Source organism: Bacillus sp. BSL6 (genome assembly GCF_052928345.1).
In genome coordinates, this window is sequence record NZ_JAVGCW010000002.1 from 386,405 (window position 1) to 399,621 (window position 13,217).

At 35.4% G+C, this 13,217-nt stretch carries 16 protein-coding genes and 1 riboswitch; of the genes, 8 read left to right on the forward strand and 8 right to left on the reverse strand.

Annotation, left to right across the window (positions count from 1 at the left end):
• Nucleotides 1-3: 3 nt before the first annotated feature.
• A complete protein-coding gene (locus RCJ96_RS08225; RefSeq protein WP_074607950.1) occupies nucleotides 4-1,080 on the reverse strand; it encodes a putative 2-aminoethylphosphonate ABC transporter substrate-binding protein in 1,077 nt (358 codons plus the stop codon).
• Nucleotides 1,081-1,308: 228 nt separating this feature from the next.
• The gene (locus RCJ96_RS08230; protein ID WP_000240799.1) at nucleotides 1,309-1,461 is read right to left on the reverse strand and encodes a hypothetical protein; all 153 of its coding nucleotides are present in this window, start codon (nucleotides 1,459-1,461) and stop codon (nucleotides 1,309-1,311) included.
• Nucleotides 1,462-1,609: 148 nt separating this feature from the next.
• Between RCJ96_RS08230 and RCJ96_RS08235 the strand changes: the two genes are divergently transcribed.
• Nucleotides 1,610-1,945, forward strand: coding sequence for a DUF3905 domain-containing protein (locus tag RCJ96_RS08235; RefSeq protein WP_000725962.1), 336 nt, complete (start codon nucleotides 1,610-1,612; stop codon nucleotides 1,943-1,945).
• 38 nt (nucleotides 1,946-1,983) lie between these two features.
• Here the strand turns inward: RCJ96_RS08235 and RCJ96_RS08240 are convergent, their stop codons facing one another.
• The 5 genes from RCJ96_RS08240 to phaR form a co-directional block, all read right to left on the reverse strand.
• Nucleotides 1,984-3,333 (reverse strand): TrkH family potassium uptake protein, encoded by a 1,350-nt coding sequence (locus RCJ96_RS08240; protein WP_074607952.1) that lies wholly within the window; start codon nucleotides 3,331-3,333, stop codon nucleotides 1,984-1,986.
• A 23-nt stretch (nucleotides 3,334-3,356) separates the two neighbouring features.
• Entirely contained in the window at nucleotides 3,357-4,550 is a 1,194-nt protein-coding gene (locus tag RCJ96_RS08245) for an NAD(P)/FAD-dependent oxidoreductase (protein ID WP_074607953.1), read from the reverse strand.
• Between the two features lie 94 nt (nucleotides 4,551-4,644).
• Nucleotides 4,645-5,730 (reverse strand): class III poly(R)-hydroxyalkanoic acid synthase subunit PhaC, encoded by a 1,086-nt coding sequence (gene phaC / locus RCJ96_RS08250; protein WP_000206334.1) that lies wholly within the window; start codon nucleotides 5,728-5,730, stop codon nucleotides 4,645-4,647.
• Nucleotides 5,731-5,812: 82 nt separating this feature from the next.
• Nucleotides 5,813-6,556: an acetoacetyl-CoA reductase gene (locus RCJ96_RS08255; protein ID WP_000250412.1), complete on the reverse strand. Its 744-nt coding sequence runs from the start codon at nucleotides 6,554-6,556 to the stop codon at nucleotides 5,813-5,815.
• 151 nt (nucleotides 6,557-6,707) lie between these two features.
• The gene (phaR, locus tag RCJ96_RS08260; RefSeq protein WP_000566940.1) at nucleotides 6,708-7,190 is read right to left on the reverse strand and encodes a polyhydroxyalkanoic acid synthase subunit PhaR; all 483 of its coding nucleotides are present in this window, start codon (nucleotides 7,188-7,190) and stop codon (nucleotides 6,708-6,710) included.
• 198 nt (nucleotides 7,191-7,388) lie between these two features.
• Here phaR and phaQ point away from each other — a divergent pair, with 198 nt between their 5' ends.
• From phaQ to RCJ96_RS08295, 7 genes are all read left to right on the forward strand, one after another.
• Nucleotides 7,389-7,841: a poly-beta-hydroxybutyrate-responsive repressor gene (gene phaQ / locus RCJ96_RS08265; protein ID WP_000903020.1), complete on the forward strand. Its 453-nt coding sequence runs from the start codon at nucleotides 7,389-7,391 to the stop codon at nucleotides 7,839-7,841.
• Nucleotides 7,842-7,883: 42 nt separating this feature from the next.
• Nucleotides 7,884-8,408: a polyhydroxyalkanoic acid inclusion protein PhaP gene (gene phaP / locus RCJ96_RS08270; RefSeq protein ID WP_000448589.1), complete on the forward strand. Its 525-nt coding sequence runs from the start codon at nucleotides 7,884-7,886 to the stop codon at nucleotides 8,406-8,408.
• A 101-nt stretch (nucleotides 8,409-8,509) separates the two neighbouring features.
• Nucleotides 8,510-8,953, forward strand: a complete 444-nt coding sequence (locus RCJ96_RS08275) for a MaoC family dehydratase (RefSeq protein ID WP_001067916.1) — start codon at nucleotides 8,510-8,512, stop codon at nucleotides 8,951-8,953.
• A 148-nt stretch (nucleotides 8,954-9,101) separates the two neighbouring features.
• Nucleotides 9,102-9,287, forward strand: a complete 186-nt coding sequence (locus RCJ96_RS08280) for an alpha/beta-type small acid-soluble spore protein (RefSeq protein ID WP_001140707.1) — start codon at nucleotides 9,102-9,104, stop codon at nucleotides 9,285-9,287.
• A gap of 114 nt (nucleotides 9,288-9,401) precedes the next feature.
• On the forward strand, nucleotides 9,402-10,721 hold the full coding sequence (locus tag RCJ96_RS08285) for a TrkH family potassium uptake protein (protein ID WP_270796240.1): 1,320 nt from the start codon (nucleotides 9,402-9,404) through the stop codon (nucleotides 10,719-10,721).
• A 38-nt stretch (nucleotides 10,722-10,759) separates the two neighbouring features.
• Nucleotides 10,760-10,925, forward strand: a riboswitch (yybP-ykoY riboswitch).
• Nucleotides 10,926-11,015: 90 nt separating this feature from the next.
• Entirely contained in the window at nucleotides 11,016-11,810 is a 795-nt protein-coding gene (locus RCJ96_RS08290; protein WP_416504437.1) for a TerC family protein, read from the forward strand.
• Between the two features lie 203 nt (nucleotides 11,811-12,013).
• Nucleotides 12,014-12,865 carry a formate/nitrite transporter family protein gene (locus RCJ96_RS08295; protein ID WP_416504438.1) on the forward strand — a complete coding sequence of 284 codons (852 nt, stop codon included), beginning with the start codon at nucleotides 12,014-12,016 and terminating at the stop codon, nucleotides 12,863-12,865.
• Nucleotides 12,866-12,892: 27 nt separating this feature from the next.
• On the opposite strand, the gene RCJ96_RS08300 is transcribed toward RCJ96_RS08295, so the two are convergent.
• Nucleotides 12,893-13,204 (reverse strand): cyclic-phosphate processing receiver domain-containing protein, encoded by a 312-nt coding sequence (locus RCJ96_RS08300; RefSeq protein ID WP_001103780.1) that lies wholly within the window; start codon nucleotides 13,202-13,204, stop codon nucleotides 12,893-12,895.
• Between the last annotated feature and the right edge of the window lie 13 nt (nucleotides 13,205-13,217).

Below are 13,217 nucleotides of genomic sequence, written 5' to 3' on the forward strand. Positions count from 1 at the left end.
CACTTACTTTTTCGGTTCTGCTTTTTGGCCAAACTCTTTTTCCCATTTTTCTAAAATTTTGTCACGATTTTCTGCTGCCCACTTAAAGTCGTTCTTTTTGTATAACTTTTCCGTCACATCTTTAGGGAATCCGTCTGGAAGTTTATAATCATTTTTAATTGTCGCAAATCCATTTTTCTCGAAGTATAACTTCATTACATCATCAGTAATTGCCCAATCTAAAAATGCTTGCGCTAATTTTTCATTTTTTTCATTATCTTTTTTAATAAGTGCGTTCGCTTCTACTTCCCAACCTAATCCTTCTTTTGGCAATACAACTTCAACTGGTGCACCTTTTTGTTTCTCTTTCAAAGCACTATAAACCATCGATACACCAACTGGATATTCACCCGCACCCGCTAATTTCGCTGGTTTTGAACCTGAATGAGTATAAGTTGCCATATTATCATGAAGTTTCTTCATGTAATCCCAGCCTTTATCTTCACCCATAATTTGTAACCATGCAGAAACTGTTAAAAATCCTGTTCCAGAAGATGCTGGATGTGGCATAACAAGCGTTCCTTTATACTCTGGTTTCGTTAAGTCTTCGTATGATTCTGGCATCGGTAAATTTTTCTTCTTTAATTCTTCTTTATTTATAGCAATCCCCGTCATAAATGCAGTATTTCCTACCCATTTTTCTGGTTGTTTATCATCTTTAAATTGCGGTAAAACGCGATCCGCTCCTTTTGGAGAGTATCCTTTTAACATATCTTTTTTATCTAACGCTAATAGACTTGAAGCTGCAGTTCCCCATACAACATCTGCTTGTGTATTTTTTCCTTCAGCTAGCAATTTTGCTGTAATAACTCCAGTTGAATCACGAACAATATTCAGCTTCACATCTGGATATTTCTTTTTAAAAGAATCAAGATAAATTGGTACAAGTTCTTCTTCAATTGCTGTGTAAACAGTTAATGATCCAGATAATTTATCATCTTTTACTTTTGCCCCAGCACTTTCTTCTTTCTTTGCACCACACCCCATTAATAACGAAAATGCCATTCCAGTTGCTACAGCTTTAAAGATTGTTTTTTTCACTGTCTCTCTCTCCTTTTACAAATCTTATGTACAACTCAAATATAAACAACTAGTGTAAAAGCAGTATTAAACCAACATTAATCTTTTGTTTGTTGTTTGTTTTTGTGTAATACGTTGCTACTTCTATGTTTTTTCGCATTTTTCTGCTAATAATGAACACTAAATTTACAAATAATTAAAAAAACCTTTATAATCCCACAAAAAAATGAGGCGTTTGTAAAAAACGCCTCACTTTTGTTTACCTTTTTTTGAATTACGATTTGCATACTTCGCGCTATTTTCTCCTTCATACTCTAATGCAAATTCTGCATCTGGTAAGCTTTCTTTCGGAGTTTTATTATTGTTGATTGCCGCATTTTGTTTCACTTTTCTTTTTACCAATACATTCACCTGCTCTCAAAAATTCACTTTCTACTCTAGTTTGAAGCAAGCTAAAATAATTATTACTGGCAAGTGTTAACAAGTACATAAGAACTGCTAGATGGAAATACTACATATGAAGAAATCATAATAAAAAGGAGCTCTTATTTTGAAGAAGAAAGATAAAATCCAGTCACCCATTTTAGATGAAACGCTCCCGCATCAAATGAATTTCCCATCTTTTAAAGGAACAGGAAAGAAGATGCAACAACCTTTCATAAATCAATATGACGTCGTAATCGGAGACAGTAAATATGATTCCGAGAACAGTCCACTTCACAATTGGAGTGATGATGTAGATCCTGCCATTATGGCTGGAGAAGAATGGATCCATCCTACAAATGATATTGGGTGGATTTCAGAAGAAAATCAAGAGTTACTAAAAAAAGAAGGAGATAATAAGAAGGATACTTTTATGCATCCACAATTTGGCATTAATGACTAAAAAACCATTCTACCTAACATAGGTAGAATGGTTTCATACTATCCAATAATAATTCTCTCTTTCGGATATTTATAGCGAGGTGGCTGTTCTCTTCCGCCACTAGCTAGTATAAATGTTAAAATACCGACACGCCCGATAAACATAAGTACAATGAGTACAAGTTTACCAACAGTTGTTAAATCTGGCGTAATACCTGTCGATAGTCCTGTCGTCCCGAAAGCAGAACAGACTTCAACAATTAAACTCATAAGCGGTACATTTTCCGTAATAGATAAAATAAATAGTGCTGTGGCACATAATAAAATCCCCATTGTCATAACGACAGATGCTTTCAGCACGTCCTCTTCATGTAGCTGACGTTTGAAGACTCTAACCGTTCTCCCGCCTCTTGCAAAAGTGTATAGTGACAATATACTAACAGCAAATGTTGTTGTACGTATCCCGCCCCCAACCGAACTTGGAGATGCTCCTATAAACATTAATATACTCATAAATAAAAGCGTCGGTTGTGACAATTCAAGTATATCCATTGTAGCAAGTCCCCCGCTTCGCGTCGTCACAGATTGGAATAGTGTATAGAAAACTGTTTCATGCCATGACTTTCCTGCTAAAAAATGATTTCGTTCTAGTAAAAAAATCATAATCGTTCCAACGACCACGAGCGCAAAAAATGTTGTTGTCGTCAATTTTGTAAATAGCGAAAAACGAAATAGTTGCTGTCTCCTTTTACTAAGGAATTGTTTCACTTCCATTAATACAGGGAAGCCGATTGCTCCTAAAATAATAAGTAACATATGAATCATTTGAACAATGTAATCTTTTTTATACGGAATTAGCGATTGTCCTGTTAAATCAAATCCACCGTTCGTAGTTGCACTAACAGCCGCAAAGAAACCGTGAAAATAAGCTTCTTGCCAAGTTGGAAAATAAAGTAGGAATCTCGTGCCTAATAATATTGCTCCAATAAGTTCTATCGAAATAATTACAATTAAAATAGAACGCATCAATTCTACAAGGCCTGATAAGTTCCCTTGATTATGGTCTGCCATAATGAGTCTTCTTCTCTGCAAACCAATCTTTTTCCCCGTTATGATCCAAACAAATGTACCAAGCGCCATAATTCCTAAGCCGCCTAATTGCAAAATAAGGGCTAAAATAATAATTCCTGCCGTAGTAAATGTATCTGAAATTGTAACAACAGACAGACCCGTAACACTTACCGCACTCACAGATGTAAATAGAGCATCAATAAATGTCCATTTCACACCTGCCTTCGTAACAAACGGTAAACTAAGTAATATTACCGATACAACTACTGCTAATAAATAAAATAAAACAATAAGTTGTACGGGACGTAATTTTTGTAAAAACTTTTTTATATCTCTCATTCCATCACTTCGCTACCTTTTTTCTATCGATTAAATAAAGAAAAATCTTCCCTTTCTTTATTTGTAAGTAACTGCTCAAATATTTTTGCAAATACCATTCCATACACAGTTCCATTACCTCCATGCGGTAATGCGTAAAATAAATTATGTATCTTTTTGTCTTCTTTTAAAATAGGAAGACCATCATGACTACTGCCAAATGCTGCTGCCCAATAGTAGTCTGCCTGTATAGTTTTATACTGCGGGAACATCTCTTTTACAATGTTAATAAGGATGTCACGCTTATGCAATAATTTCGTATCACCGATTGTTTGAATTTGCATTGCTTCATCTAATCCGCCTACAATAATACGGTTTTTATACGTTCGAAAATATAAATACGGCCGTGCTGTTTCCCAAATTAATGATCGCTCATACCAACCTTCAAACTGATCTATTTCATTTGTTACAATTGCATAAGAAGTTTCTACTATTGCATTTTTTTCTTTCTTTCCAAAAAGTGCTTCATAACCCGTCGCCATAATAATATTCTTTGCTACAATTTGATTTCCTGTTTTCGTATAACAAATTAAATCATTTTGACGTTTTTTTATATGTATGGCCTCTGTATGTTCATATATAGTAGCACCCATTTGATTTGCTTTATGCAAAAGGCTATGCGCTAATAAATACGGATTTACCTCAGCATCACCGTGTGTATATAATGCCGCTTGTTTTGTAAAAGGATACCGTTCCTTAATATCAGATGCTGTAAAATACTCAACTGGAAACTCATAATTCTGTAACGTTTTGTATTCCTCTTGTAAAAATAAGACGTCTTCACTTTTACTTGCATAATATAAACTATTTCGCGGAATAAACTGGGGATCGATATCGAGAGTCGGTACAACTTTCTCCATTGTTCGTAACGCTTCGTAACAAAGCTTATATGCTCGTACCCCTTTTTCTTCACCAAATGTATGGATAAGTGAGGTTAACGATTTATCATGAAGAAATTGTAATAACCCTGTATTCGCAGCTGTGCTACCACACGAAATCATATTTTTTTCAATAAGTATAACGCGCATTCCAATTTTCGCTAACGAATACGCTATTTGAGCACCTGCTTCACCGCTTCCAACTACGAGCACATCACATATCATATCATTTTCTAACGATGGATAACAAGGTATAGAAGCTCCCGTATCCCAAAACAACTTACCAGTCATAAGCTTCATAATTATACTCCTACAATATAAATTTCTCCTTTCTATGTTTTGTTATTTTCCATAAAAAAATCCAACTAACATAGGCTAGTTGGATTTTTTATTTTTACTTCGAACGCTCGTCAAGCCAATCTCCAATCGTCGGATACGTTTGTTTTATAGCTGTTCCGCCATAAACGATTGACATATGTCCCGTTGGTAAACATACATATTGTTTATCTGTGCTAGAAATATGATCCAGCAAAGCTTCTACTTGGCATGGCAGGGCGATATGATCACGTTTCCCTGAAATATTTAAGACATTCGCCTTAATATTTGCAAGGTCTACCTTTTGTCCACGAATAACGAGTTCACCCTTAACCAATTTATTGTTTTGATAAAAATCACGAATCCACTGTCTGTATGATTCACCTGGGAACGGAATACCATCGCCAACCCACTTTTGAACTAACCTCCAGCTTTCAACGAAGCGCTCATTCTCTGAACGATCTACTAAAGCAACATATGGACCAACAAAGTTCGTAATTGGTTTTAACATTTTGTTTCCGAAATCAATCATTTCTGGCGGAATATTTCCAAATGTATCAACCGCTTTATCTAGATTGAAGTATTTCTCATCTAATAAAGGACCATATAATCCTGTTTCAGAGAAATCAAAAGGACTTGTCATAAAGATTAGGTTACGAATTGGCATGTGCGGATGAAGTGCCGCATAAATAGAAGTTAACGTTCCCCCCATGCAATAACCAAGTAAAGAAATCTCGTCCGATTTTGCAGTTCGCATTACTTTTTTCACTGCTTTTGCAATATAATCAAACACAAAATCATCAAATTTCAAATGACTATCTTCTAAACCAAATGTGCCCCAATCAAGCATATACACATCAAAACCACGGTCCACTAGATATTCCACTAAACTATTTCCAGGAGTTAAATCCATAATATATGGTTTATTAATAAGAGCATATATTAATAGAATTGGAACTCTTTGTGTTTTTTCTTGTTTTGGAATGTAGCGATAAAGCTTCGTCTTATTCTTCGTCCAAATAACCTCTTTCGGCGTTAATCCTACTTGTGGCTCTGGTTCACGTAATAAAATTTCACTCGCCCTTTTCACTCGGCGGTATGCTTTTCGGTATTCTTCTGGGTATAGCTCTAATTGCTTTTCCCATTCTGTTGCGAATGTAGTCATTTTTCTATCTCCTTTTTGGTCAATTTCCTTCTAAAAAAAGAAGTGCATTCCTGCTATGGATATGCACTTTTTTCTTACTTCATTACATATATAATCCGCCGTTAATGTTTAATTGCTGACCTGTGATATAAGCACCGTCACGGCATAGGTATACTACACCTTTTGCAATTTCATCAGCTTGACCAAAACGTTTTTTCGGGATTTTCGCAACGATTTTTTGGCGTACTTCTTCTGGTACTTCTGCTACCATTTCAGTATCAATAAATCCTGGGCAAATAGCGTTTACAGTTACATTTGTTTTTGCAAGCTCTAATGCTAATGATTTTGTAAATCCTAGCATACCTGCTTTCGCTGCTGAGTAGTTTGTTTGTCCAAATCCACCGGCTTGACCAATAATAGAAGAAATGCTAATAATTCTACCTTCTTCTGCTTCCGTTATGTATGGAAGTACCGCGCTTGTCGTATTAAACACACTGCTTAAGTTCACGTCAATTACGCGTTCCCAATCTTCACGATTTAACTTTTTGAATGTACGATCTCTTGTAATACCAGCATTATTAACAAGAATATCAACTTTACCAAAATGATTCACTGCTTCTTCTACAAGTCGGTTTGCGTCTTCTACTTTAGAAACATCTGCTTGAACTGCATAAACGTCATGTCCTTCTTTTCCTAGTTCATTTACCAAGTTTTCAGCTGCTTCTTTGCTGCTGTTATAGTTAATAACAACTTTTGCGCCCTCTTGTGCTAACGCTACTGTGATCGCTTTTCCAATCCCTTTTGCCCCACCTGTTACGATTGCTACTTTTCCATTTAATTGAACCATTTCTTTTCCCCCTTAAATGAATTTGTGAACGACTATTATGAATCATTTTGGTACTCATACTATGGAGTCCCTATATAATTATGTTTCGCTGTTTATACATAGAAAAGAGATTCTCCCTTTCTCTTTCATATGTTATAAACAAGCGCTATTATCACTTTTTATTTTCTGGCTTATTCGTAGGTTTTACTTCTTCTTTTACAGGTTCTTGTAGTTTTGCTAGTACTGCATTTTGCTTTTCTAGCAATTCTAAAATTTGATCAACTTTCGTTTCTAATGTGCGAATATCTTGTTTTACTTTCGTAACATCGCGCTTTAATGTAGGAGCTTGTCCTACTGACTCTACCTTATCTTCTAGAAACTCCTCAATGTTATCCACTTTATTTTCTAAGTTAATAACAAGCGTAGCCACTCTAGCGATATCCTCTTTCGTAGGCACATTCACCTGCTCTAAATAATTTTTTGTCGTATCATTTAATGCTTTTTGATAAAACAAATTCAAATCTAGAACGCTGCCCATCCAAGCAGAATATTCTTCTGTTTTAATTGTTTCATTGAGCGCTTTTCCCCAAAATGTTTCGGTTTGTTCATAAGCATTTTTCCATGCTTGTAGTGGATCGAATTTTTGATCAATCACTTTACCTACACTCCCTTTTTTGTTTTTGAAACAATTCAACCTATTCATTATTTTCTAATATTCTGAATAAAACTTCAAGTCTATATTTTATTTTTTTCTATTTTCTAACAAATGTATTGACTTTAAAAACAGATAGGTGTAAATTGCACTTATAAGCAAAAAATTCCATCTAACTGATTCATGAGGTGATGCACAATCATGCTACATAATGAACCAGAACAACGCGAAAGTTTGGAGAACAACCAAGCAAAACAACCAAACTCCATGCCAAAAAACTTCTTAGTTCCCTTCTTACTTCTCTGTCTTAAAGACTGGAGTCTTCATGGTTACAAACTTATTCAAATGCTAATGGATATCGGCTTTTCTTCTGTTGACCAAGGTAATGTGTACAGAACACTACGCAAATTAGAAAAAGAAAACCTTATTTCTTCTACTTGGGATACAAGCGACGGAGGGCCAGCAAAAAGAATTTATTCTTTAACTGAATATGGAGAGCAATATTTAACAACATGTGCGACTTCTTTTGAGCATTATCAAAATATGTTGCGGACGTTTTTCACGTTATACACCAATGCATTCTTTCCATTTTCTACTTCTCCAGAAAAGGATGAAAAAGATTCTTCATCTTCACCTGGTGATACAGCAGAGTAATCTGCGTTCACAATATGTAAAAAAACATTTGGGGGTCAAACAATGGAAACTAAACCATACGAATTAGTCGATGCATTTTGGAAAAACTGGTCTCAATCACTTTCCCTTTTCTCTTCAGCTGGGAAACAATTAGAGCAACTTACTTTAGAAACATTAAAACAACAACAAGATGCTTTGCATAAATTAACATCAGGAGTAGATGAACTAGAAAAAGAACTGCAACAATTTACTACTCAATTCAATAATCAGTATACAGATTACGTGAAGCAATTAACTGGAAACTCCTTAAATGATCAAATTAATGAGTGGCAAGACAAATGGAAAGAGCTTTCTGCTCATATGCAACAGCTAACTGTTTCTCCTACAAAAACATCTTTATCTATCCTTACTCAAACAAGCGGTCAATTTGAAGAAACAACGAAGCAATTTATTGAACAACAACAATTACAACGTGAAGAGGCTCAAAAACAGTTAGAAGGTTTTTTGGAAGATTTCAAAACAAAACAGTTGGAACTCGCAAAAAAGTTCGAGGAAAACTCAAAAAATCTATTTACTTCCATCAAGTAAGAAAAATGTGGGAGCTAACTGCAGCACAAACAAAACTCTTTCTTCCTCCTACTACATCAAGATGGCTAGCATTTTTCGATATGGAAAAGAAGGAGGACAAAATGAATCCATTTCAAGAAGCACAAACCGTCCCGGAGCTTCGTTATGATGAGATTCAAGTCGGTGATCAAGCATCACTTACAAAAACAATTACGGATGAGGACGTTATCAATTTTGCAAAATTGACTGGAGATGTGAATCCTATTCATATTTTAGACTCTTTTGCAAAAACGACAATGTTTAAAGAACGTATTGCTCATGGTATGCTCGTTTCAAGTTTTATTTCTACCATCCTTGGAACGAAACTCCCGGGTAAAAATACGATTTATTTATCTCAAAACGTTTCATTCCGCGCTCCTGTCAAAATCGGCGATACACTTCGCGTTGTAGCAGAGGTCATCAAAAAACGTGACGATAAAAAAATCATTACGTTGCAAACAAATATATATAATCAATCGGATGATATTGTCGTGGAAGGTACAGCGACAATACTAAAAAAAGAGTAGCAAAAATTGCTACTCTTTTTTCTATCCAATAACTTCTAATCACACCGATTACTTCCGCGTATGAGCACGCCGGTTCCACATAAAATAACGGTACCAGTTCAGATACATACTTAGCTGAACTGGATTACTCATAAGGATGTGTATCATCATGGCAAAAACAAACAAATTACTAGTTCCAGGTGCTGAACAAGCACTTGATCAATTTAAATATGAAATTGCACAAGAATTCGGCGTAAGCTTAGGGTCTAATACTGCATCACGTTCTAACGGATCAGTTGGCGGTGAAGTAACAAAACGTCTTGTTTCTTTAGCTCAACAACAATTACGTGGATAACAATATAACATATGGCTTAGAGGCAGATATTCTCTGCCTCTTTCTATTTTTAACATACATAATGGTGCTTTTTCACATACTAGTAAAAGCAAACTGAAAGGAACGATATGTAACATGAAACGGATTAACATTCACATGAGTCCTCCCCGTGTTCTTACTTTGTCTTTTATTATGTTATCAATTATCGGTACATGCTTATTAAAATTGCCAATTGCTACAACGACGTCTATTTCATGGCTCGATGCTTTATTTACAACCGTTTCTGCTTGTACGGTTACAGGTCTTGGTGTTGTGGACACTGGGAAAGTATTTACCTTATTTGGCCAATGTGTCATTTTAACACTTATACAAGTGGGTGGACTTGGCATTATGAGCTTTGCCGTTTTAATTGCGATTATGCTAGGTAGAAAAATTGGTCTTCAAAACCGAATTTTACTGCAACAAGCGTTAAATCAAACGAATATAGGCGGTGTCATTCGTCTTGCCAAAGCATTATTTTTATTCTCTTTTACAGTCGAATGTATCGCTGCTTTCATTCTTTCTTTTGAATGGATACCGAAATATGGGATTGCTAAAGGGCTCTATTATAGCTTTTTTCATTCCATCTCTGCTTTTAACAATGCTGGTTTTTCTGTATGGAGCGATAATTTAATGTCCCATTCTCACAGCATTCTTGTCAATCTCGTTATTTCCTCCCTCATTATTTTAGGCGGGATTGGTTTTACAGTAATCGTAGATATAAAGAAAAAGAAAAATTTTAAAAACCTTACATTACACTCAAAACTTATGCTCTCTTCTACTCTAATCGTCAATATTATTGCGACTGTTTTTATTTTTATATTCGAGTTCCACAATTCCCTTTCTATGAGAGGATTTACCCCCTTTGAAGAGGGAATGGCTGCTTATTTCCAGGCAGTTTCAACTCGCACTGCCGGGTTTAATACAGTTGATATTTCTGCCTTATCAAAGCCTTCCCTACTATTAATGATGCTCCTTATGTTTATTGGCGCTGGTAGTGCTTCAACTGGCGGTGGGATTAAGTTGACAACATTTTTAATCATGTTTTTTGGGGTATTTAAATTTTTACAAGAACAAGATGATATTGTCGTGTTTAAAAAATCCATTAAAGATACTCTCATTGTCAAATCATTGACCATCGCTATTATTTCTATTTCATTTATTTTTTTTGCTATTTTAATTTTAAGTATTACTGAGCGTGTTCCTCTATTGATGAGTGCTTTCGAAGTATTTTCAGCATTTGGGACTGTCGGTCTCAGTATGAATTTCACACCACACTTAACGATGATCGGAAAAGCTATTATTATCTTTATGATGTTCTTTGGGAAGATGGGACCTTTAACATTGGCTTTTTCATTTGCACGTAAAAAGAACCGAAAAATAAAATATCCGAATGAAGACATTTTAACAGGTTGACAACCGTATAAATTATCCATATAATGAGAGTACAATAGCATATCTCCAAAGGGGAGTAGCGTCCAAGAATATTTCTTGGAAACAAAGTCGTCATTACGTAGAACTTAGTTCTTCCGGCTTTGTTGGCATTTTCATTACATATGTCTAGCAAGACCTTTGCCTATTAACGGCAGAGGTCTTTTTTGCATTCATTACCAAATTCTTCCAAAGTTAATAGGCAGGAGTATGGGGAAACTAAATAGTGGGGAAATTCTTCACTTATTTAGTACTTATAGAAATGAGAGGAGAATGTACATGGATGTATCATTATTATTGGAGTATGGTTGGGTATTACTCATCCTAATTGCACTAGAGGGGATTTTAGCTGCTGATAACGCGCTTGTTCTTGCAATTATGGTAAAACATTTACCAGAAGAAAAACGTAAAAAAGCATTATTTTACGGATTAGCGGGAGCATTTGTTTTCCGATTCGGATCGTTATTTATGATTTCGTTCCTAGTCGATGTATGGCAAGTGCAAGCAATCGGTGCCATTTACCTTATGTTTATCGCTAGTAATCACTTATTTAAAACGTATGTTAAAAAGAATACAGATGAAGAAACAGAAGAAAAAGAAGCAAAGAAAAAACAAGAGAACTTTTGGTGGACTGTATTTAAAGTTGAAGTTGCAGATATCGCCTTCGCAGTTGATTCTATTTTAGCTGCTGTTGCATTAGCAATGACTTTACCAAAAACAGGATTAGGTACAATTGGTAGTCTTGATACTGGACAATTCGTTGTTATCTTTGTAGGTGGACTTATCGGATTAATCATTATGCGATTTGCAGCAACTGCTTTCGTACAAATCTTAAAACGTAAACCAGGACTTGAAACTGCAGCATTCTTAATTGTAGGTTGGGTTGGTGTGAAACTAGCAGTTTATACGTTGGCACACCCTGCATTAAATGTAATTCCACATTCATTCCCAGAATCTACACCATGGAAGCTTACATTCTGGATTGTATTAGTTGGAATCGCAGCTGGTGGTTGGTTCTTCTCGAAAGAAGTAGAAACAAAAGTCGAAAAGAATTTAGACGAAAAAGCGCTGTAATTACAGCGCTTTTTCTTTTTTCCTTGTCCCCTCTCTATGTCCAGAAAAAATTCTATTATACTATTTTTTGTAAGCGTTTTCTCGGTGTATGTATGTCCTTTTTGTGAAACATTGCACAAACTTATTGAAACTATGACAGAATCCATGTACTTTATTCATATAAGAAGTATTTATAGATGATGTACTAAAGGAGCGTATTACTCATGCTAGAACAAGGATTGAATTATGTTGTCAAACTGGCTAAGAGCAAAAAACAAATGTTAGATACAAACCCGATGCAATATTTCATTCGTGCCGCACTTGCGGGTATTTATATCGGTTTTATTATTGTACTATGTTTTAAATTAGGTAACTTTTTTCACATTGCAGATTCACCAGCAACTTATTTAGCTGCTTCTATGTTTTTCGGAATTGCTCTCGTACTTATTATATATGGTGGTGCTGAATTGTTTACTGGAAACACAATGTACTTCACTGTAGCAACTTTAAGAAAAGAAACAACAATTGCTGATACACTTCGTAACTGGTTTGCTTGTTATGCAGGCAATTTAGCTGGCGCTTTATTCTTTGCCTTACTATTTTATGCCACTGGAATTTTCGAAACAATTGATCACGGTCATTTCATGAATAAAGTCGTTGAGGGAAAAATGAATACACCTACAATGCAACTATTCTTTAAAGCAATTTTATGTAACTGGCTTGTATGTCTTGCTTGTTTCTTACCTTCTCAAGTTAAAGGTGATACAGCAAAAATTATGATGATGATGATGCTCGTTTTCACATTCTTCTTATCTGGTTACGAGCATAGCATCGCAAACTTATCACTGTTTGCTTTATCTTTGGTTTCACCGCATCCTGAGACAATTTCTTTTGCAGGTGCTATTCATAACTTAATTCCAGTTACAATCGGTAACATTATTGGTGGGTCTGTATTTGTCGGTATGGTATACCATTACTTAACAAAGAAAGTACCTGACGTGAAACAAGAAGAAACTGAATTAGGAGCAGCTCAACAAGAAGAAATCATTCCGTTGCAAGCGCATATGAAACATTAAAAACTCCAAAGTTTTACTTTGGAGTTTTTAGCTCCCCACATATTTAACAACAAGATTAGGGTTAATCTCTCCTTCTTCCTTTCCCTTATTCATTCTCTGTTTCATCTTATGCATACCGATGACATCATTCGTATGAAAGTGTATTTCATTGACGTATAAACCCTCTTTACAAAAAGCCTCTACAAAATCTAATCCACTTTTTTCTCCCCATCCCATATTGAAATCAAGGGAAAGAACATTCACCTCATAATCTCGTACCATTTGCAAAGCACATTCTACTGTAGTTGCGAGCACGTAACCATACGGACAACTTCTTTGATCATCCATATATACATTCATTTTCTATCCCCTC

Bases quoted from the DNA above. Each gene is read 5' to 3' on its own strand.
- phaC (WP_000206334.1), bottom strand. From the start codon at position 5,730: ATGACTACATTCGCAACAGAATGGGAAAAGCAATTAGAGCTATACCCA.
- RCJ96_RS08255 (WP_000250412.1), bottom strand. From the start codon at position 6,556: ATGGTTCAATTAAATGGAAAAGTAGCAATCGTAACAGGTGGGGCAAAA.
- RCJ96_RS08295 (WP_416504438.1), top strand. From the start codon at position 12,014: ATGCTAGAACAAGGATTGAATTATGTTGTCAAACTGGCTAAGAGCAAA.
- RCJ96_RS08245 (WP_074607953.1), bottom strand. From the start codon at position 4,550: ATGAAGCTTATGACTGGTAAGTTGTTTTGGGATACGGGAGCTTCTATA.
- phaP (WP_000448589.1), top strand. From the start codon at position 7,884: ATGGAAACTAAACCATACGAATTAGTCGATGCATTTTGGAAAAACTGG.
- RCJ96_RS08300 (WP_001103780.1), bottom strand. From the start codon at position 13,204: ATGAATGTATATATGGATGATCAAAGAAGTTGTCCGTATGGTTACGTG.
- RCJ96_RS08285 (WP_270796240.1), top strand. From the start codon at position 9,402: ATGAAACGGATTAACATTCACATGAGTCCTCCCCGTGTTCTTACTTTG.
- RCJ96_RS08275 (WP_001067916.1), top strand. From the start codon at position 8,510: ATGAATCCATTTCAAGAAGCACAAACCGTCCCGGAGCTTCGTTATGAT.
- phaQ (WP_000903020.1), top strand. From the start codon at position 7,389: ATGCTACATAATGAACCAGAACAACGCGAAAGTTTGGAGAACAACCAA.
- RCJ96_RS08290 (WP_416504437.1), top strand. From the start codon at position 11,016: ATGGATGTATCATTATTATTGGAGTATGGTTGGGTATTACTCATCCTA.
- RCJ96_RS08280 (WP_001140707.1), top strand. From the start codon at position 9,102: ATGGCAAAAACAAACAAATTACTAGTTCCAGGTGCTGAACAAGCACTT.
- RCJ96_RS08240 (WP_074607952.1), bottom strand. From the start codon at position 3,333: ATGAGAGATATAAAAAAGTTTTTACAAAAATTACGTCCCGTACAACTT.